The 21288-nt window shown below is 36.5% G+C and carries 16 protein-coding genes and 1 pseudogene; 3 read left to right on the forward strand and 14 right to left on the reverse strand.

The genetic code is table 11. From position 1 onward, the window contains the following. Nucleotides 1-88 precede the first annotated feature (88 nt). The 9 genes and pseudogenes from E7L28_RS05900 to E7L28_RS05940 form a co-directional block, all read right to left on the reverse strand. Nucleotides 89-805: a DUF554 domain-containing protein gene (locus tag E7L28_RS05900; protein ID WP_316691795.1), complete on the reverse strand. Its 717-nt coding sequence runs from the start codon at nt 803-805 to the stop codon at nt 89-91. Between the two features lie 449 nt (nt 806-1254). After that, nucleotides 1255-1854 carry a DNA-3-methyladenine glycosylase I gene (locus E7L28_RS05905; RefSeq protein ID WP_316711503.1) on the reverse strand — a complete coding sequence of 200 codons (600 nt, stop codon included), beginning with the start codon at nt 1852-1854 and terminating at the stop codon, nt 1255-1257. Then, nucleotides 1854-2297, reverse strand: coding sequence for a hypothetical protein (locus E7L28_RS05910; RefSeq protein ID WP_316711505.1), 444 nt, complete (start codon nt 2295-2297; stop codon nt 1854-1856). Before E7L28_RS05910 ends, E7L28_RS05905 begins: the two co-directional genes overlap by 1 nt. 569 nt (nt 2298-2866) lie before the next feature. Further along, nucleotides 2867-3403: a flavin reductase gene (locus E7L28_RS05915; protein ID WP_316711508.1), complete on the reverse strand. Its 537-nt coding sequence runs from the start codon at nt 3401-3403 to the stop codon at nt 2867-2869. A 449-nt stretch (nt 3404-3852) separates the two neighbouring features. After that, nucleotides 3853-4428, reverse strand: a pseudogene (locus E7L28_RS05920) (TonB-dependent receptor). 57 nt (nt 4429-4485) lie between these two features. Further along, nucleotides 4486-5742, reverse strand: coding sequence for a hypothetical protein (locus E7L28_RS05925; RefSeq protein WP_316711510.1), 1257 nt, complete (start codon nt 5740-5742; stop codon nt 4486-4488). 179 nt (nt 5743-5921) lie between these two features. Further along, on the reverse strand, nt 5922-6362 hold the full coding sequence (locus E7L28_RS05930; RefSeq protein WP_101928882.1) for a hypothetical protein: 441 nt from the start codon (nt 6360-6362) through the stop codon (nt 5922-5924). A 6-nt stretch (nt 6363-6368) separates the two neighbouring features. Further along, a complete protein-coding gene (locus tag E7L28_RS05935; RefSeq protein ID WP_101928883.1) occupies nt 6369-6938 on the reverse strand; it encodes a hypothetical protein in 570 nt (189 codons plus the stop codon). An 8-nt stretch (nt 6939-6946) separates the two neighbouring features. Next, the gene (locus E7L28_RS05940; protein ID WP_101928884.1) at nt 6947-7531 is read right to left on the reverse strand and encodes a hypothetical protein; all 585 of its coding nucleotides are present in this window, start codon (nt 7529-7531) and stop codon (nt 6947-6949) included. 611 nt (nt 7532-8142) lie between these two features. Between E7L28_RS05940 and E7L28_RS05945 the strand changes: the two genes are divergently transcribed. Then, nucleotides 8143-9561, forward strand: coding sequence for a sodium:solute symporter family protein (locus E7L28_RS05945; RefSeq protein WP_316711513.1), 1419 nt, complete (start codon nt 8143-8145; stop codon nt 9559-9561). Between the two features lie 569 nt (nt 9562-10130). Here the strand turns inward: E7L28_RS05945 and purB are convergent. The 5 genes from purB to E7L28_RS05970 all read right to left on the reverse strand — a co-directional run bounded on the left by purB (nt 10131) and on the right by E7L28_RS05970 (nt 18772). After that, entirely contained in the window at nt 10131-11474 is a 1344-nt protein-coding gene (gene purB / locus E7L28_RS05950; RefSeq protein WP_314932661.1) for an adenylosuccinate lyase, read from the reverse strand. A gap of 382 nt (nt 11475-11856) precedes the next feature. Continuing rightward, nucleotides 11857-14148 carry a hypothetical protein gene (locus tag E7L28_RS05955; RefSeq protein WP_314932663.1) on the reverse strand — a complete coding sequence of 764 codons (2292 nt, stop codon included), beginning with the start codon at nt 14146-14148 and terminating at the stop codon, nt 11857-11859. 208 nt (nt 14149-14356) lie between these two features. Continuing rightward, nucleotides 14357-15448: a 5-methylcytosine restriction system specificity protein McrC gene (locus E7L28_RS05960; RefSeq protein ID WP_024060187.1), complete on the reverse strand. Its 1092-nt coding sequence runs from the start codon at nt 15446-15448 to the stop codon at nt 14357-14359. A gap of 7 nt (nt 15449-15455) precedes the next feature. Next, nucleotides 15456-16880 (reverse strand): AAA family ATPase, encoded by a 1425-nt coding sequence (locus E7L28_RS05965; protein WP_024060186.1) that lies wholly within the window; start codon nt 16878-16880, stop codon nt 15456-15458. A gap of 437 nt (nt 16881-17317) precedes the next feature. Next, nucleotides 17318-18772 (reverse strand): reverse transcriptase domain-containing protein, encoded by a 1455-nt coding sequence (locus E7L28_RS05970; RefSeq protein ID WP_314932668.1) that lies wholly within the window; start codon nt 18770-18772, stop codon nt 17318-17320. A 608-nt stretch (nt 18773-19380) separates the two neighbouring features. Between E7L28_RS05970 and E7L28_RS05975 the strand changes: the two genes are divergently transcribed. Together E7L28_RS05975 and E7L28_RS05980 are read left to right on the forward strand one after the other, a co-directional pair. Then, entirely contained in the window at nt 19381-20685 is a 1305-nt protein-coding gene (locus E7L28_RS05975) for a cytosine permease (protein WP_316711517.1), read from the forward strand. 5 nt (nt 20686-20690) lie between these two features. Further along, the gene (locus E7L28_RS05980; protein WP_187658828.1) at nt 20691-20855 is read left to right on the forward strand and encodes a hypothetical protein; all 165 of its coding nucleotides are present in this window, start codon (nt 20691-20693) and stop codon (nt 20853-20855) included. Nucleotides 20856-21288: the final 433 nt, after the last annotated feature.

The following is a 21288-nucleotide window of genomic DNA, read 5'->3' on the forward strand; positions in this document are numbered from 1 at the left end:
TCCTCGACCGTATCATGTACAAAGTACACATCAAAGGTTCAGAGAATATAGGTCTCTTATAAAAATCTATATATTATTGTAATGCTAATTATAGCAAAAATGTAAGCCCCATTGCCATGAAAATGGCTGGCAAGAGGTTGGCAATACGTATTTTACCAGGCCAGATGAGGTCGATACCAACACAGAAAATCAGAATAGATCCGACGTAAGATAGGTTATCGATGGCACTAGGTGTCATCAGAGGCGCTGCAATATGTGCCATTGCCGTGATGAGCCATTGCGTAATACCTACAGGAATAAAGGAGAACAGCGCCCCTTTTCCCATAGAGGATACCATAACCATAACGATAATACCATCGAGGATGCCTTTCAATAATAGCGTTTGATAATTTCCAGTAAGGCCGTCTTGAATAGAGCCCAGTACCCCCATAGCACCTACAGTAAACGTCAAAGATGCAGTAATAAAAGCATGGGTAAACTTTGGATCACCAGCATTGCCAGTGCGAGCTTTCACCCAATCACCAAACACAGTAATCCAATGATTAAGATCGATAATTTCGCCAATCACGGCGCCTACGACCATGCTAATAATCATTAATAGCGGCCCTGTTGTTTGTAGAGATCCGTTGACAATGACGAGCATATACTGCATGGCCCCACTCATACCGAGGAGGAGCACGATAATACCGCTCACAATCATGAGCGTCTGCTTTAAATTTTCTTTCATAAAGCGACCAAACGCGAGGCCACATAGGCTACCAGCTATGATGAGACCAATGTTAATGGCCGTTCCCAAACCAATCATATATTTCCCTTCTTTAATTGTGAAAGTAACACTATCAATTTACTTCAGTATAACAACTACATCGAAAGAAATCAATTTATATGGTATAAAATATATACTATGAAATTGAATTAATTAAAGATTTTTTAAGACCATACATATAGCCTGTTTAATGCTGTTATAGGTCTCCCTAATACGGCATTACTCCTCTTATAACATTATATACAGCAAAAAGCCTCTACCCAATAAGGTAGAGGCTCTGTATAGTTTATAGCGTTGAGAGAGAACTAATGATAGACCCGCTTAGGAGAGAGAGAGTATATGTGTTTATATAAAGCGGGCCAACATGAGATGAGTCGCTATCGCCTCATCGATTTTAGTGTACACCCAATTCCACATAACAACAAATTCAATTATGTAAACTCAATCATGCGCAAAAACTATTGTTAACTAATCTCTGCTTATCTCCCTTACGCTTCATCGTCTACAGGTAAACGTACGATATCTGCTGTTTTATTAATCTCCTCAAAACAAGGGCAGTCTTTACCGTGATCATTGATGAGACCACTGGCTTGTAGGTGTGAATAAATTGTTACAGGCCCTACAAACTTAAATCCTCGCTTCTTTAAGTCTTTGCTAATCCGCGTGGATAGACCATTTTTAGTAGGGAAATGCCCTTCAGGATGGTTTTCATAAATAATCGTTTTATGATTTGTAAATCCCCAAATATAATTACAAAACGAACCAAATTCAGATTGAATACGTTTAAAAGCAGCAGCATTATTGATAATAGCTTCAATTTTAGGACGATGCTTAAGCATCCCCTCCGTCTGCATGATGCGTTCAATGTCACTTTCACCATAAACAGCCACCGCATCAATATCAAAATGATCAAAGCATTCTCGAATGATATCTCGTTTATTCAAAATCGTAAGCCAACTTAGGCCACATTGGAGACTTTCAAGACAAAGATGTTCAAATTGATGTTGATCATCATGAATTGGTCGTCCCCACTCGTAATCGTGATACTCCTGATATAAAGGCGTCGTCGGCCATTCACAAGTCGTCATCACACACCTCCATGCGCCCATACGAGGACGTCATACATGAGCGCTACTACGAGACCCATTACGAGATGACCACCCACATAAAATGGCACTAGATAATAAATGAATAAAAGCAAGGAATGCAAGGCTTTACGAAGCCATACAATCGGCGTAGATGTGTCGCCACCCACCTTACTATCAAGCCAATTATGGACGGCATAAATAGGCATTCCTAAACGGCGAATCCAGTCAGGGACACGTACCCCAGGATTCAAACCAGGGCAATAGAAGATCACCAAGGGCAACGCCACCACATCAATGACGAGCAGTATGGTTAGCATAAAAGCGAACCAATCTAATTCGCCTTCCCATGTAAAAGGCTGTGCCATGAAACGGGCGCCCCACAAATAGGCCTTGTATACGATATACGGTTCTAATAGCCATAATAAGGGCTTCACTACACTCATGGGACTACCTACACCAAACAAAAAATAATAAAAACTACGCATTTGCGTAGTCATTTCATATATACAACATTCCGATTATATCGACTGAATACTAAGGATATAGTGATTTTCTAGACCAGAAAATCACTTCATACACACCATTTTTTAGTCCTTACATACGTCGATTTTCATACTAATATTATATCAGATTTTGCAGTTTTTGTGGGATTATATTTTATAAAAATTTTATCAATTTACACTATTTATAGTACTGATCAACAAAAGAAGTCACTATATAAGCCATTCATTACACTTAGCTTTTGTATACTTATTTTTCATCGATTTTATGATATATTTTGATGATTAACTTGGATTAAATAATAGATTGTAATTAGTATAATATACGATACAGATCAAAAATGTTACGTTTACAATATGTGGAATTTCATACTCATTCTCTATGATATGATAAATACAGGTAGTAAATACCGTCTCACTTTCTCCTTTTTAAATAACTATAACAACAAAAGAGGCAGCCTCTAGGCTGCCTTTTTTGTATTATATTATTATACAACTATTCAGTAGATAGACTAGCCCTCTATGGCGCCAACTACTTCGCCAATGTACATATAATGAGGTTCCCAACGATCATGCCCAGCTTGTGTATATACAGCAGGATTAGATGCATAATAGTCTTTTACCTTTTCTGCCAAATAGGCTTCATCAAACTGATGTTCATATAGCTTTTTACATACAAAGGTTAACTCTGCTTCTTTGAAAGTCACCCCATCGCCTGCCGCCACCGGGGTTAGTCCAGAGTTAGCTACCTTATCTTCGTCGCGACCAGAATGAGATCCTAAGTAACCAAGCGCCTTGCGGTAGCTTTCAGGGAAGAAACTCACTGTAAAGGTATCGTATTTTGCCATAAATTCCTGCGTATAGCGGGCCGGATGAATGTACACCGTCACCGTAGACATGTCGCCGCCATTAGGGCCCCACACATTGCCCATGCTGCCCCAACTAACTGTACACGTATTAAAATCATCAAGCGTTCCAGCCGTAACAAGAGCCCAACGATTCTCAAACATGGTAAAAGCTTTATAATCCTTTGTTTCAAATGCTTTCATAAGGACCTCCAGTTTATCTCAATTTGACGATATAAATCTTTACCCCTATAATATAGGTAGATAGTCAGACGAGTAGTTGCGTCAGGCTCATCTCTAGTAACATATAAACATGTAGAAATGGCCTTTTCGTTTTATCTAATTTCCGAAGAAACGAAGGGCTATTTTGCTATTTCTAGACAAATAAGCGCCACAAGTGCTCCAAAGGATATCATGACTGATAAAATCCCAAGGATACCATAATGATTTTATACCCACTCATAAGCACCCCTCCCTTCAAAAACGAAGAGAGGCCCAACCTCGTCTAACCATCCTAAGTCTATTATAGAGCAAACTAATATACGATACAATAAAGACCATATTATATAAATATATGAATAAACCAATAAAAGCCGAGCTAATTCTAATGATTAAAAGCTCGGCTTTTTTTCATAGATATGGTAAGAATATAATCATTTATAAATCAAAATCTTACTGACTTTATCGCCTTTTTGTTCAAATTGTACGCCATGCATCATATCAGTTCGATAGCGATATTTCCCATAAAACCATCGATTGTTAGTATCCACTAAATCAGGTCTGCCATATACATTAAGGACCTTTCGCATGGAGTCGCCTACGGCAATACCTCTATGTGTAGTAGCATCACGATTCTCGATCATCATATAGGTAACAATAGAGCCCACACCATCCATTTTAAAACTCCCAAATGTAACACCACCATAGGTAAGTCCTCTACTAGTTTCTTTAGTAGGCTGTCCTAAACTAGCTTTTACACTATCAAAGGTATTACCTAATGAAACACCAAGGACCATCATATCCTCTTCTGGTAAGTTGGCTCCTACAATTTGTCCGCCCGCATAATGAGTATATTGCTCAGCTTTTGGTCAATCATAAGACTGCTTCGCTGCATTTGTTTCAAGGCGGTCCCAAGTTTTACTCAGCCAACTTGCATCCGATTCATAACTATAACCACTTACCAATTGCAGGCCTATAACAAGCCCTGTAATCAAATATTTTCTTTTCATGATCTCTCTCCTGAACTATTTTATGAACAACTCAAACCACTTATTTTATACATAATCTTATTGAGTTAATATTTTAATCCATTCCATATACCACGGATTAAAGATTGGATCCGCATCAAGCTTCTTTTTATGGCTATCACTTATACGCCATTGAGGTGCCTTTCGTAAACTTTCAACATTATCAAAATCTACATATTCAACCATATCGCGCAATTGTTTATGCTTATACGAAGATTTGCTTTCATCATAGTCAATGCGATAACTATAATAATATCCAGAATCCTTTGTAAAATGGCGTAAATAGGATCCCCCATTAAATTTATAGCGATCAACTAGGAAGCCTGGAAGACCATTATTCCAAACTGTTGCATACTGTGTAGGCGCCTCGAGGTCACCATATTTATTCAAAAATGCAAAAATTTGTTTTTTTGCCAAACTTTTATCAACAACATTAGGGTCTATTTGAAAGCGTAACACACGGATCTTAATGCCTGCATCTTCATAAGTACGAACCTCATATTTGTTATCTTCCATAGCCTCGCTCACTAACTTAGCCTTTTTAGGAATACGATAACTGAAATTGTCCCAATGTTTAACATGGCTATAATTATCCAGCCTAGATAGAGATTCAATAGATGGAATAATATAATTACTCATTACCACTTCAGCTATTTTATCTTGGTATGGTTCCTTCACATCACCACCTCCAAGATATGTAATACCATAGGTAGTGTTCGTGTTCTTAGGCGTAAACTCTGTATACATTACATGTGTCTTGGCTTTAAGGATTTTCCAAGATGCATTTTCTAAGCTCGGATAGCTATAGACACCTTCATTGTGCATACGTTTACTAAATTCTTTACCATGTGGTGGCCCCACCATCAAAATACTTGTAAAACCACGAACCACAAATAAAGGACCGTCACTCGATTTAGATTCAACCGTGTCTCCACGCAAGCTAATATTTGGAACAGCTAAACGGATATTATTCTTTTCATCATGAAGTAAGATGACAGTAGATTGTGAGTACTCCCCCAGCTTAACCGCTTTAGCCAATCCAGATTTCTCTTTGAAAACCTTTTCTATCGCAATGCTAGGTTTCTCCACGGTCTTCTGTACTTTGGCACTAAATGCCTCTGCTTCTTGTATCGCCTTTTCATTAATATGGGAATAATTTTCATATGCATTAGCAGGAATGCTTGCATCGGCCCCAGGCACAGGTGGTTGCCCCTCTGGCACTTTGATTTGCACAGCGTTTACGTTCATGGTGAAAGCAGTTGCTAGCGCCATCATAATCAAACTTTTACGTAACATAAAATCCTTTCTTTTTCTCTCACATTACAACAAAATAAGCACAACCTTATTAGCATAAGTATACTATGCAAACAAAACTGTGCCTATTATTAATAATTTTATATTTTAGTATATATCAGAAATCCAATATGAGTGTTTAGGAGCTTTTAAGAGCTAATGAAGAATCAGTCCAGTAATAATCAGAACCGGAGCCAAGTAAGAGACACAAAAATAACAATAGCTAAAACAATAAGAGTGCCATACATTAATAGCCCTAGCTTTATAACAAAATCTATACTATAAAAGATAGATGCTCCCACTAAAGATCGCTCTTTCAGAGAAATGTACCAGGCTTTTACTCTATAATATATATTAGGTTTATCAAATGCGGGATAAATCTTTTCATACCATAAAATAATCCCCGGCAAAATACAAATATTCCCAAAGGTAAATATCAATACTGGAAGATAATCCCTCAATGGATATGCTTCTAATACATATCGATCATACAGCAGATTACTAAAGCCCCAAAGAGAGAGCCCCCAAATAAGCAAAAGTATAAGTTTTAACAAGAGTCCAAAAACAAGTTTAATTATCCACCTAAGTCTATCCACTGCTTGAACCATTCTCGTATTGTTCATAACCTATCACGGCTCATCATCATAGGCCACTCCATAGGCCTTCTGATAGATTATGTTTGCTATTGTATACCGTTCCATTCCAAATTGAGGTGGTAATATCATCGCTTCTAAATGTTCTTTTTGAAGTCGTTGACGGCGTGTTTCACCTTCATTATTAAAAGCAATGCCACCGTTAACGGTCCCTATAATACCGGAATTTTCCTGTTTTGCACGCCAAATAGAGATATACGGCGTATTAGCGCCTTGTTGTAATCCGCTGTCATGAATAGTGATCAAATGACGTAAGGATCGCTCTAAGTCGTAATCATATTGCAGTTGAATGCCTTGAATGAGATTTGATGCAGGCATTAAGACGTAAATAGACGCCTCCACACGTCGATGACCATCGGGTGCATCCACAGCTTTAATGGAACTGAGGTCCAAGTATTTGCCATCTCCTCGGCCAGAATCAACAGTTGAGTCGATATGCTGATAATGCTGCGGATTTAGTAACTCAGCTTGTGATACGGCTTGACCTTGTATCGGTAATACGAGGCAGACTAGTAACCATAGTGAAAATAAATATATGCGTTTCATCGTCCACCTCACTGTACCACAATATCATCAAAATGCTGCTGATAGGCAGCCATAAACATTGCATCAGCTAAATCATACATAAGAATATTCTTTCGATGAATTGGAAGATTTCTAGTATTTTTTAAAGACGGAGTCCTTTTAAGCGCACCATCTAATGTATAAATCGCACTGTCTGTACTAGACATAAATAACCCAGACTTACTTTCACTAGCCTCAATCAAAGCCAACATAGATGGACTAGGATTCATCATATTAGATGATTTAATCAAAGTCGCCAATGAATAGTTTGCATCATAATTAACAGTAAGCTTATTTTCCATAATCTCAGCCTGATAGTGCGACGTGTGTACCACATAATAAATAGCACTTAATGTATACTGTGGTGGCGCATACTTTTGAACCTCCACAGAATAGGTATTTAAATACACATACATACCACCACCATCATTAACAATAGCACTCGATTTCTCATACTCATGCTGATGAACCAACTTAAACTGTGGTAATGTCTTCAGATCCTGAAATGTAATTGCCTCTGTAGGCATGGTGAAAGCCAGCAACACAAGAGCTAGCATCAAAATACGTTGAATCATAAAAACCTCTCTCAAAAAATGAATCTTGTCTCTCAATAAAATAAGCACAGCCTTATTAGCATAAGTATACTATGCAAATAAGGCTGTGCCTATGATTAATAATTTTATAATTTAGTATATAGGATTTACCTATATTGATATTTATAAGATTTATCTCAATTTGACGATATATATCTTTATTCATATAATATAGGTAGATAGTCAGACGAGTCGTAACGTCAGGCTCATCTCTAAATCAGTAAAACATTAGGAAATAGCCTTTCAGTTATCTAGTTACACTAGACAACGGAGGGCTATTTGCTTTTTGTAAGGCAAAACGAAGAGAGGTCCAACCTTATCTGACTATCCTAAGTCTATTATAGGACGAAACTAATATACGACATAATAAGGAACGAATAATAGTGATATACAGATAAATAAATAAAAAAGCCCGTTAATAACGGGCTTTTTTATTTCCTAATATATATACATTCTCCATCACTCAAAGAAACTCCTCTTTGTATTTTCCCCAGTTTTTATGGATAATTAAACTATACTTGATATATGCACCGCAAGTAGTAAGGGTGATTTAGTATGAATCTCTAGATAGTGTAAATTTTTGGAGGTGTCATATGGATTCTCTGACTATTATTTGGGTTATTGTTTGCGCCTATTTATTACTAAATTTATTAGTCGGCGTGTATTGTCATATTCGTGTAAAAGATAGTACTGACTATCTACTCGCAGGTCGTCGTATTGGGGTTCTTATGACGGCAGGCACATTAGCGGCTACAGAAATCGGTGGTGGGAGTACCGTAGGTGTAGCAGCGAAAGCGTATGGTTCGTGGGGTTTATCTGCAGGTTGGTACGTCGTATCTGCAGGGATTGGTGTTATTCTCGTTGCTTTCATCGCACCGCTCTTACGGCGTGCCATGGCAACAACAGTACCGGAGATCATCGGCCGTCGCTTCGGCGCGTCTAGCCATCTCATTACTTCCATTCTGTCCATGCTGGCAACAATTACACTAGCAGGCGTACAGATTACAGCAACTGCAACCATTATTAGCGTTCTCACCGGGCTTTCAACAGAGCTCGCCATCCTCATCTGCGGTGCGGTACTCGTAATTTACACCATGTCCGGCGGTATGTGGAGCGTAACGATGACAGACGTTATCCATTTCTTCGTTCTCGTTGGGGGCTTCTCCCTCGCGGTGCCGTTTGTGTTGCACAATGTAGGTGGCTGGGAATCGGTAGTGACAAAATTGCCACCTGAACAGCTAGGCTTTACAAAGGTGGGTTGGAAAACCATCATCGGCCTTGTCATCATGTACTTCATGACCTTCTCCACTGGGCAAGAGTCAGTTCAACGGTACTTCGCAGCGAAAAATGAAAGAACAGCCGTTCTCGGTTCTATCATTTGCGGGATTATTATGGCTCTATTCGCCTTTGTTCCTGCGGTTTTAGGCCTCGTAGCATTGGCTGAGTTTCCGAACATCGAAGCGAACAATGCGGTGGCAACGGTAGCACTTAACCTCATGCCGCCAGTAATGGCAGGCTTCGTTATGGCCGCTGTCGTATCGGCTACGCTTTCATCAGGCGCAGGCGACCTCTTAGGCGCTGCTACTGTATTTACCAAGGATATTGTGGAACATCATTTTGGTAAAAGCCTCACTGACGCTCAGCTCACAAATTACAGCCGTCTGTGCGTGCTATTCCTAGGCATCATCGCCATTATCATCTCCCTCGTAAGCAAAGCCATCATTCCGATGCTCGTATTTGCTTTCACAATGAGATCCGCTGGCCCATTCGCTGCATTCCTACTTGGCCTCACTTGGAAAAATGCAACAGCTGGCGCTGGCATTTGGTCCATCGTGCTCGGCTCCATCGCAGGCGTGTACTGGGAATTCGTTGGCAACCCATATGGTATCATGTCCATCATCTTCGGTTCCATCGTCAGCCTCATCGTCTTTGTGGCTGTAGTGTTCATTGAACGATCCATGGGTAAACCACCGGCTCCTCCGGCTATACCTGATGATGTAAAAGAAATATAATTAATTTGTTATAATCTGTGACTTAATAATAGGCCTAAAAGTACTATAAAATTACAATTATAAAACCAAAACTCCTATCGGTTAAAGCCAATAGGAGTTTTTCTTATTTTACAACGGCATCATCAAACTGTATGCCATACACGTGTTCATCATAATTTGACGATATATCATAACCTTATTATAATATAAGAAGATAGTCAGACGAGTCGTACCGTCAGGCTCATCTCTAGTTACATAAAAACATGAAGAAATGGCCTTTCAGTTATCTAGTTACACTAGGCAACGGAGGGCTATTTGTCTTTTGTAAGACAAATAAGCGCTATTAATGCCCCAAAAGCAATAACCACAGTTATCACCTGTAATAAGAGCATGATTAATTCATAATCACTCATAGGCTTATCCCTCCCTTCAAAAACGAAGAGAGGCCCAACCTCATCTAACTATCCTAGCTCTATTATAGAACGAACTAATATACGATACAATAAGGAACGAATAATAGAAATATACAGATAAATATATAAGGAAAGCCCGTCTTAGGACGGGCTTTTTAGTATTCATAGGATAGTGATTTATTTATATTTTTGTAGTACTCGATCTGCAAATTGAACGGCTAGACCAAGGTAGTTATGAGGGTCCAACATATAGTCGATTTCTGCTTCTGTAAAAGCTTCCGTAACCTCTGGTTCTGCCATCAAGGCATCTTTCATTTGCGCCTCTTCTTCATAGGCTTTCATACATGTACGATAAACAATGGAATGTGCTGTCATACGCCCCAAACGAGGTGCCAAATGCATCATGATACATTCGCTCATCATCAAGCCACGTAGTTTGTATAGATTTTGCTCCATATGTTTTGGATATACAATGAGATTTTCTAATACGTCTTTAGATTTTTCTAAAGCAGCAGCCAATAATTCACAGGCTCTTGGGATGGATTCCCATTCTGTTAATAAGCATCCCCAATCGCGTTCATTTTCACAAATCATGGCTTCTGCAATACCAGGAGCAATGGTACGTACACTACGACAAACAGCGATAATGTTTTCTAATACTTGAGGATTACGTTTATGTGGCATAGTAGAGGAACCAACTTTACCCATGAAGAACGGTTCTTCTAACTCAAGAATTTCTGTACGTTGTAAGCTTAAAATCTCATGAGCAATGCGGCCTAATGTACCGACACACAAAGCTAGTGTACTAGCAAACTCTGCTTGGCTATCTCGAGCAACATGCCAGGAGATGGTCGGTTGACCGAGCCCCAAAATTTCCATCATGCGTTGTTGTGTTTCTAAGCCTTTTTCTGGTTGTGATGCTAATGTACCAACCGCACCAGACATTTGACCCACAAATACACGTTTTTCAATCTCTTCTAACCGTTGAATATCGCGCCCCAATTCATCGGCCCATACAGCTACTTTATAACCTAATGTAATCGGCAACGCATGAATAACATGAGTACGACCACACATAATGGTATCTTTATATTTTTTTACAAGATTGAGTACATGTTGTTGGCACACTTTCATATCTCGTAAGATAATTTGGTATGCCTCTTTCTCTTGCAAGATAAGACCTGTATCGACAATATCTTGGCTTGTGGCTCCCCAATGGACATATTCGCCTGCATTATCTGGCAGGATTTCTTTGAAAGCTTTCAACAAAGGAACAATGGTAATAGAGGATTTATAGAACTCGCCAATCTCATCAATATTAAGAGCCTTAGCATCAGCATACTTAACGATATCTTCAGCTTGCGTTTTAGGAATCACACCGAGTTCACCTTGTGCCTGTGCAAGAGCTGCCTCGGTATCTAACCATTTCTGTACAAGATTTAGATCGCTAAATACACGTCTCATTTCATCAGTACTAAATAATGCGCCAAACACTTTACTATCGATTACTGTGCTTGCCATAATAAGCGCCCCCTATTCTCCAACTACATCATCGAATTGCACACCATACACATTCATATATGCGGTTTGCCAAGAGTATACCTAATGCAAATTATGTTGCTTGAATCACTATACTTTATTATACATCTTATTATTAAATTTAATTGTCAGTACTCAAAAATAAATCTGTTTAAGAATCTAATACAATTGTACATATTCATCTTAATTTGATGATATACCTTTATCTCTATCATATTAAAAGATAGTCAGACGAGTCGAAACATCGAGCGCATCTCGAAATCGAAAAAAGATTAGGAAATAGCCTTTCAGTTATCTAGTTACACTAGGCAACGGAAGGCTATTTGCTTTTTGTAAGGCGTTTTTAGTTATCCTATACAACGATTTATCTATATAGATACATCATATGTGTATTGAAGTACTCTTTATACTCGTCAATAGTGGAGAATTTACCTTTATTCTCCTGTATAACAGCCTCAAAATCTGGTTTGATTACGTCTACGACAAGTTTCATTTCAGTTGCTACTGTTTTTCTTTCAATTGTTGATGGTTGAGTTCCGTTCCAGAGGCTGCTATATTTGCTTTCATTGTAAGCCCAGCTAGCTTGTGTATAGGCTTGTGTAACATAGGCTTTATCATAGTTATCTTGAGCTAAGTCTAAATTACCAAGGGCTTCGTCAATTTGAGCCATCGTATAGAATGCAAAGGTAGACCATCCATAGTCAATTGGTACGGGCTCATGCCAATGTCTTGCCCTCTCAAAGCTTGTGTGTAAATCCTGCTTAAAGTGCTCTGCTTGTTCTCTATCTCCTATATAAACAGCTAGGTAAGTCATATACTTAGCACATAAGCATTCTGCATAATAGTCTTGGAAATTTCGTTTATCATACATAGACCATAATTGGAGCAACTCTTTCCATAGATTTTGGTCTAATTGATCTAGGTAGAAACGATGGATTGCTTTCAAGAGAACTAAGAAATATACAATATCATTACTATTGAGTTCAGTCTCTAAGTCTAGCAAATCGTGTATTTGCCCATACGCCTCGAAAGGCATCTTGAAGTATGGATGATCGATAGGCTGAACACGGTGCTCGTAGCTTTCACGATTATCTGTTTCAATATCATGATGCAACAATAAATACCGCAAACATTCCAGATTAAAGACATTGTCCTGACAGCTTACATCACAAACATAGTTATTAAAATAAGGCTCATGAACCAACGGTGCTTGCTCTTGTGCTGTAATGAGGTCTTGCAATAAATTCCAATAGATATTATTTCCTGTGAAAGCATTCCCTAGCATGCGGTACCATTTAGATAATCGAGATACTCGCTGCACATACTCAGCCTGCCAAGAGTCAGGAGATTCTATATCTACCTCACCTATAGTTGCATCCAAAGTATCAACTATAGGCACAAGCGCTTCATAGTTTTGATATCGTCGAATAGCCTCATAACAAGCATCTAGAAGGCAATATATACGTTCCAATACCGTCAACTGAGTTTCTACATGAGACAATAGTCCTACACAGGCATTCTCAGTACTAGTTATATCGCTCGTACAATCATCTTCTTTAATACCTATATGTATAAGCATTTTCTTTGCATTGCTCGTATAGGGCACCAAAAAATTAAAATACTCTGTAGCTTTATTCAAGCCAGGATATAAATCGACGCGTAGCTTTTCCTGAGATAGTTCTCTAACAAGATCATCCGCCAAAGGGCTTAGTATACGATATCTCACATAACCAAGTACGCCTTCATTTCCTTCCTCCCAGTAGTCGAGTCCCTCGCTGAATCTATCATACAGATTATAAATATAATCATGTAATAAACTATCAGCCCAGTCGTTGCTTTCATCATATACAGAAATGATAGCATCATTGGTCAAGTTCCTATAAAACCGATGAACAGGTTCACAAATTTTGCGGAAAAATGGATCTTTGGACAATGTATCTAACTGCTCAGATTCTGTCTGACCATGCATGGTCTGCACCATATAAGCCCCCAATGCATCAGCAATCATCAGAAACTCGGACCGGTTTGATTCATCCATAGAATAGGTATTATCTAGGGCTTGAACTGCAATCAACTCAGGTAAATAATATCTATCAACGCGATTTATTGCTTGATGAATGGTATAACACCGCAAAGGAGTGGTAATACGCTGTGCTCCTGCTGCCATTCCAAAAATTCCACTCCTACCATATAAAGACTCTATTAAATATCCCACCATATGGTCAGATAAGTAAAGCATCCCATTCGTATTTCCATAATTGCGTTGGAATAGTAAATCTCGTCCTCGCACGCTCTTATACAAGGCATGGACATTGTAACGCCCTCTTCTCTTTGCTGAAAGTAGCTCCTCACCTTTATAGGTACCATCTAGCATAAACTCAGGCAAAGCCTTTACGAACTCATCTCGTAATTCGTTATACGGTTTACCATGTTCTGCGCAAAGAGCGATTATAAAGGCTCGAATCCGTTCATGCTCTAGCTCAATCTCAGGTCCATTATCCGTAATATCATCGCCCTCTTCAAAAGGCAAAATATCATCCGTACTATACTCCAAAGCATTCATAAACGTAATCCCTTCCTTGCCCTCTACAAGAGGAAACAAAGAAGGACGAATCTCATTAAAAATGCCTGTCGTTGTAATTGTTACATTATACATACAACATCCTTTTACTATAAAACTATATACACTAATAAGTATTTGTTACACTAGTATCCGTACAAGACAAATATATGTTGATTTCTTAATATCACAATATATTATTATAGTCCATTAATACTACAGAATACGTAAAACTTAAGAAAAAACTTAAAAGCCCGTACTTTTCTTAAATACGGACCTTTAAATACCTTACTATAAATTATGATTATTTACTATTAGCTTTTCCAAAATATCTTTGTATCATATCCTTCAGTTGATATTCTATTCTATCAGCACTAACCGATAGGTCTAATATTTCAACATCTAGCTGGATATCGCATACATTATGTTCAAAAATTTTTTTCCCATTCATTTCATCCTGAGTGCCAGCATATAATAACAATCCACTTATATTATCCTCAATATGATTATATTTATAATGCATAATATACGAAAAGATTTGATACAAATTATTTGATCTAAATACCTTCTTATTACCTCTATCTCGAGAGGTAAATATCTGTTTATAAAACTTCGTATCAATAATAAGGGTCTTACATGCTCTGCTATCATGCAATAAAATATCGGTACGCATAATAGGCATGAATTCGCCTTTACCACTGTTACACCATTCCATTTGTCGGGCAGAAACGCTAATATCAGGATAAACATTACTGCAATAATGTTTACAATACATAAACACGAACTTCTCAAATATATTACATAAAGATTGATTATTTATAAAAGGTAAATCAACATTATCTTCATCAGTACATAGGAGCCATGCTTCAGTAATTAATTGACCCCAAAATAATATCATTCGATACCTAATATTTTGTCGATTATATTGAATTTTATCCCAATCGATTAATCTTAATGATATCGACTGAACATCTCCCCAAAATATGCCCCATGTATATAATTTTTTCTTCTGTTCAGGTAAAAGCATGTCAGAATGTTTAAAAAGCAACAATTCAATAACAGCTTTAATAATACTATTATGAATAGTATCGATTGAAAGCTCATCAAAATCACAGACTATTGTATTATGACCACGGCCCTTTAGTCGTAATGAATCACTAAGCACAATCTGACCACGAACAGTATGTAAAGGTTCATCATAATTAATATATGTTTTATATAAACCTTGTTGTACAATCTTTTTCAATTCTTCAGAAAAAAAATCAATATAATAGGAAAATAGCGTTCTATTGTCAGTTTTGAGATTACCTGTAATTCTATGATCAAATGCTATTCCACTTATGTATGTAAGCATATAAAAAACATTTTCAATTGGAATCGTCTTATATAAATACATATAACACCTATTGTACCGCCGCAAATAATGTTTCTTTCCATTTCTTAACCATATCAGTATCATCGAACCAATATTCCTCTAGTAGCGGAACAATATCATATTCAATTACATCACGTAAGCATTCCTTAGTAATATCATTATCATCGATGGATAAATTACAAAAATAGCTATGCCCTATTATAAATCCTTTTCCCAGTTTATCTTCAATCTCTCTATTTAAATCAATAACGACTTTAATTAATGATTTCCCATACTCTGTATTCAACTTCTCTTTATTTAGAAAATGTGCAAACACCCGTTTCGTTTCATCAGCAGAGCTATCTGGACTCCCCCAACTTGTTATATCATCATCTTTTATCCCCTCGAATACAGGTGGTATAGAAATAAAACTAAACCTGCGACGTAATGCATAATCAATCATTGCCAAACTACGATCTGCAGTATTCATCATCCCGATAATGTAAAGATTCTTAGGAACAGAAAATTGTGTATTACTTGCCAACGAAATGGTATGCCCTCGATAATTATTTTCTATGAGCATTAATAACTCACCAAAAATTTTACTAATATTTCCACGATTAATTTCATCAATGGTAAATACGTATGGATTTACCTGCTTATTATTAGTATTATACATTTTATCCGCTTCTAAACAAGCTAAATAAAATTTACCTTTTATCAAATCAAATCCACCTTTTTCATTTGGTTTATATCCTATTACAAAATCTTCATAAGAATAATTTTGATGAAATTGCACAAAATCAGAATTTGATGTATCAGTAATAGACTCAGCAATTTTCTTCGCAATATAAGTCTTTCCCACGCCAGGAGGACCTTGAAGGATAATATTCTTTTTTCGCTTTAATAAGTCTACTATTTTATTAATAATAGACTTAGGTAAATATAAGGAATCAAAAACATCCTGATTAATCGAAAAATTAATAATCTTTTCTTTACTAATAATATTAGGTTTTGGCGAGTTAATAAAATTCAACCCTAACTTTTTCAAACGAGTATTTAAAGTACTTCTAATACTCGCTAAATCTATAATTTTATTAAATTTCGCTTCATCACAAGATGTAAAACTATTCTGATACCCAGTTGTCAAATTATTTTTAGTTAACTCATCAATTGTAAGAATATTCTCTAAAACCATAATTGGCTCAACTGTAATATAATCATTTTCTTGAATATTCTCTTTGTCAATAGGTACATATGAAATGTAACCTATCCCTATTATTCCATTTCTTTTGGCATGTATTAGCACTATATCATTTTTATTAAGATTAGCTGCATTCCCCTTCAATCGTGTTTTTGATGAAATAAAACAATTGTAATTAATAGGTTTATTCCAGTCAGACCACTTGTTAAAACTATCTCCTAATTCTGGTTTCCACTTTTTAAAATCAGCACTTAAAATCCAATACGCCATTTTAACACTCCTTAAACATTTCCCCATAAACCAAAATGCTATAAAAAATATCTCTTAAATTAACACGATTACAGTACCCAATACCAGAGTTAATCTAAAATAAAATTTCTTTTTCTCTACCTTGAAATCTCTCAAAATCACCATAATCGTCTCACCCAATTGTATCATCTTATTTTCATAATCCAAATAACACGGCTAATTTACTTTCTCATATATCATGATTGCAACATATAATAAAAATATAAAAAATGGTTGGTTATAAAATAAAATATATTAGATTATAAGACCTATAAGACTAAAAAACTACCTTAAAACTTTGTTCTAAGGTAGTACTTTTTAATATCATAAATAATATAAATTTATAAAAGGAGACTACTATCAAGATATAGTCAAACTACATACTCAACCCTCAAAATATCAATCTAAAAATTATAAATCTAATCATTTGAGTTATTAAATTTTTTACGAAGTCGTCGTCTTAAATAAACAATAGATTTTTGAGTCACATGAGAAATATGTGAATCATCCCTAAAAATATGCTGTGCATGTGATATATAATCGTGAAAATTACCATTATTACAGGTAATAATACTCACATGTTTTTTTTGACTATGTCTGCGCCTATATGATTTTGTTCCTTTATATGTAAATCTATCAAATACCTTGTACAAAGGAATTCTTTTGCTTACGCTTTTACCCCGTTTAGGATGCGTAACACCATTTTGTCGAGAAATAGCATGCGCTGAAATAGTCATTTTACTAAAGTAGCGTGACAAAGTTTTAGCTCGTACTGATATTCGCTCTCCATCAAAACTAAACCCTAAATAATTAATTAAAGTACTCTCATGATTATGTGTATGAGAGTTTGATCCCACTAGAAAACTGTCAGTAATATTAGTTACGATATTATCAGCAACTTCAAAAATTTGTCTTTTTTCATCTTTAAGAATTAGACCCTCAGCATTATCTACACATTCACGAATCCGATTTATAATATCTTTAATCCCATATTGATTTTCATCGTCAGAGAAAATAAAAATAAAATCATCACTATATCGCTGATAAAATCCATTTACTAACCTTGCTATTTCAGTTAGCTTTTTATCAAAATGAATCATGTATATATTTGATAATACCGCACTAATAGGTGTTCCTTGCGCAACACCAACATTACAATTATCTTTATGAATTTTAACTTTATCACAACCTAATTCTTTTACATCTAAAATACGACCACAATTAAATGTATCTTTATTAATAATTCTCCTTGATTTATCAGTATGATCTAATTTATGCCAGTCTAATATATCATTTAACTCAACATAAGTAGCTCTTGTTATATTTTTAAAAACAGCATAGATATCATCACTTAATCTATCCTGATTTAAAACAAGCTGTAACCTCTCTTTTAAGCATTTATGATTTAAGCTATCAAAAAAATCAGTAAAATCACCAATAATTACATAAACCTTCTCATTATTTCTTTGCCTATCCTTAATAAAGGAAAAAGCATTATTGGCAAATGAGATATTATTTTCTCCAGGTTTATTATTTCTATAGGCCACGGATACATGATCAATATCAATTTGTGATGCATACCTATTGTAAGCTTCATTAATACGATATGCATAATACCTATATATCCAAGAATCGATATGTGCTGCATAAAAAATATTTCGTTTTTTCTCAGTACAGACTCTTCCCTTACCCTGTTCTTTTACCCATTTAGGCTTTGGCATTTCAAAATGAATTAATGGATAGAATCCATGCGACTTGACACGCAATGAATCCAATATATATTCTCTAACATTCTGGTAACTAGTCCATAAGTCAAAATGACTATACTTACGACTAATATTAGAAACTTTCTCTTCCCATTCAGAAAACTCCATATTAAAGCCTCCAATTGCAAAACCCGTAAACAGGCTTTAGTGGAATAGCAAATTTACGGGTTAACATTTTTACACTATGCTTTTTTTATTGAGCAGGCGTCCACTAATAATTTAACAATTATTGTGTATGTTATACTAAGGAGTACACTAAAGATGAATCTTCAATGCGAACTAAGTATTACAATACTAGTTATCATTACTCGTGTAATACTTGAAGCCGTAGCTTCTTGTTTACCAAACAAGTATAGTGGAAGAAATAACTTCTGCCACTTGACAACAATTATGCTCCATTAAGGCAAATCCTTAATGTAATTTTATTATATGCTATATCAACGTTGATAGCAATACTATTAAGTTTTATTTATTAATTAACCTAATAAACTAATTTCTAAAGAAATAAAAAAAAGACCATTACATCCATATTGTATATTAAAACTAAGTATGTTTTAATGAAGACAAATACGATTCGTTTATGACAAATTAAATATGTATCCTTTATTAGAGAAATTCACTATATTTACGCTACATAATAGGTCTTTACTACCATGCATATATAAATCTTAAACACATCATGGTAGTTTTTTTATTACGTAAAGGAGTATAGATGTATGAGTAAGGAGAAATTAGAGTTTGTAGAACCAGTTGATACAAACACAGATAATGAGTACTCTAGAGAGTCTGTCCCGTTAGAGGCAAGGAAGTCCTGCTTTTCCCTCACTATCGTTTGGACTGGGTTCGTTTTTCTTGTTACTAGTATGATGGCTGAAGGCGGGTTAGCTGCTGGGCTAACTTTCAACGAATTATTATTAGCCATGATCTTAGGGAATATTTTCTTATGTATCATCGCAGGTCTAGTGAGTGTAATTGCCTATAAAACAGGCCTTACCTTTGCTCTTTTGACTCGATACAGTTTCGGTCAGGAAGGATCTAGAATTGCCTCTCTCTTCGTACCTATCGTCAATCTAGGTTGGTACACTATTCAAGCGGCTTTATATGGACATTTTATTGCTCAAGTATTCAACCTCTCCTACACAGGAGAAGTCATTGCTATGATGCTCAGCGCCGTTATCATGGGTATCTTTGCAGTTCTCGGTATTAAATCCCTTGCTGTATTCGGCTATATTGCGATTCCGTCCATCGTATTCCTTTCCCTAGGAACAGCGGCTCGCTCGGTTCAAACAATCGGTGGCTGGCAAGAGTTATTTAACTATGTGCCATTACAACCTATCGATTTACTTTCAGGCATTACCATCGTTATCGGCACATGGATTCTATCTACTGCCACATGTATCGCTGATATTATGCGCTATGGTAAAAGCAAGAAAGACGTTATTACAGCGAGTACAATTGGTTTATTAGGCGGCAATACCTTAATGATCAGCTGCGGTGCTATCGCAGGCGTTGCTATGAATGATGGTGACTTAATCAACGTACTATTAAGCTTTGGCCTCGTGTTCCCAAGCTTACTATTGTTGACTACAAATATCTTCACAACAAATGGTGCGAACCTCTATTCCACATCATTGAACCTAGCCAACTCTTTCAAACTAAACAGAAATATTATGCTAGCCGTACTCATTGCTATCTCTGCATTAGCAACAATGACACAACCATATAAAATCGACTCCCTCTTTGTATTCTTAAGTACACTAGGCATCATCGTTCCGCCACTATGCGGTATTATCTTAGCGGACTTTTACCTGGTTCATCGTGGAAAATATATCGATTACAACAAAGCGACTTTCAAAAAATGGAATCTAGTTCCATGGATTACATGGGCCATCGCATTAGTCTGTGTTAAATTCATACCATTCGGACTGGCTTCGCTGAACGGGATTGTAATCGGAGCCCTACTGTACGCAATCATTACATATATTGTTAAACCTAATGTTGTTAGTGAAAGCAAAGGGTGATTATCATGGCAATTCATAAACTATCTGCTATACTAGGCACAATCATTATGGGCATCGGATCCTTTATTACCTGCCTAGCCACAAGTGAAAGCACCATTACCCTTGGTAACGGCATGCTCGTGGTGAGCATTATTATGATGGGATTTGGATATTCGAAATGGCAGCCTTAAAAAATTAATATTTATATAAAATAAGAAAAAGCACTATCTACAAATAATAAGATAGTGCTTTTCTGACCCCATTGGGGATTATTTAATTTAACCTTAGACATACATATGCTACAAAGCTATTAGCAAATGGCTTAGAGTTTCCATCCCCATTAGGGGATTATTTAATTTAACCACCATGTGAAAGTTGGAGTATTGCAAGTGCCATGAAAAATGGGTTTCCGTCCCCTAATGGGGATTATTTAATTTAACCTGCCGAATTAGGTATGGGTGCTGTGTCGGCAATTGCTGACGAGTTTCCGTCCCCTAATGCGGATTATTTAATTTAGCGGACATCACACAATGTACAAAAAGATTTTTGACAGCAAAAGCGTTTCCGCCCCCTAATGGGGATTATTAATTTAACAAGACATCGATTGCGGTAAGTATCCTAAAA

Origin of the sequence: Veillonella parvula, assembly GCF_032575955.1 — a bacterium.
Classification (GTDB): domain Bacteria; phylum Bacillota; class Negativicutes; order Veillonellales; family Veillonellaceae; genus Veillonella; species Veillonella parvula_J.

Excerpts from the sequence above, each read along its gene's own strand:
- E7L28_RS05900 (WP_316691795.1), bottom strand. The coding sequence starts at position 805 with ATGATTGGTTTGGGAACGGCCATTAACATTGGTCTCATCATAGCTGGT.
- E7L28_RS05905 (WP_316711503.1), bottom strand. The coding sequence starts at position 1,854 with ATGACGACTTGTGAATGGCCGACGACGCCTTTATATCAGGAGTATCAC.
- E7L28_RS05910 (WP_316711505.1), bottom strand. The coding sequence starts at position 2,297 with ATGAGTGTAGTGAAGCCCTTATTATGGCTATTAGAACCGTATATCGTA.
- E7L28_RS05915 (WP_316711508.1), bottom strand. The coding sequence starts at position 3,403 with ATGAAAGCATTTGAAACAAAGGATTATAAAGCTTTTACCATGTTTGAG.
- E7L28_RS05925 (WP_316711510.1), bottom strand. The coding sequence starts at position 5,742 with ATGTTACGTAAAAGTTTGATTATGATGGCGCTAGCAACTGCTTTCACC.
- E7L28_RS05930 (WP_101928882.1), bottom strand. The coding sequence starts at position 6,362 with ATGAACAATACGAGAATGGTTCAAGCAGTGGATAGACTTAGGTGGATA.
- E7L28_RS05935 (WP_101928883.1), bottom strand. The coding sequence starts at position 6,938 with ATGAAACGCATATATTTATTTTCACTATGGTTACTAGTCTGCCTCGTA.
- E7L28_RS05940 (WP_101928884.1), bottom strand. The coding sequence starts at position 7,531 with ATGATTCAACGTATTTTGATGCTAGCTCTTGTGTTGCTGGCTTTCACC.
- E7L28_RS05945 (WP_316711513.1), top strand. The coding sequence starts at position 8,143 with ATGGATTCTCTGACTATTATTTGGGTTATTGTTTGCGCCTATTTATTA.
- purB (WP_314932661.1), bottom strand. The coding sequence starts at position 11,474 with ATGGCAAGCACAGTAATCGATAGTAAAGTGTTTGGCGCATTATTTAGT.
- E7L28_RS05955 (WP_314932663.1), bottom strand. The coding sequence starts at position 14,148 with ATGTATAATGTAACAATTACAACGACAGGCATTTTTAATGAGATTCGT.
- E7L28_RS05960 (WP_024060187.1), bottom strand. The coding sequence starts at position 15,448 with ATGTATTTATATAAGACGATTCCAATTGAAAATGTTTTTTATATGCTT.
- E7L28_RS05965 (WP_024060186.1), bottom strand. The coding sequence starts at position 16,880 with ATGGCGTATTGGATTTTAAGTGCTGATTTTAAAAAGTGGAAACCAGAA.
- E7L28_RS05970 (WP_314932668.1), bottom strand. The coding sequence starts at position 18,772 with ATGGAGTTTTCTGAATGGGAAGAGAAAGTTTCTAATATTAGTCGTAAG.
- E7L28_RS05975 (WP_316711517.1), top strand. The coding sequence starts at position 19,381 with ATGAGTAAGGAGAAATTAGAGTTTGTAGAACCAGTTGATACAAACACA.
- E7L28_RS05980 (WP_187658828.1), top strand. The coding sequence starts at position 20,691 with ATGGCAATTCATAAACTATCTGCTATACTAGGCACAATCATTATGGGC.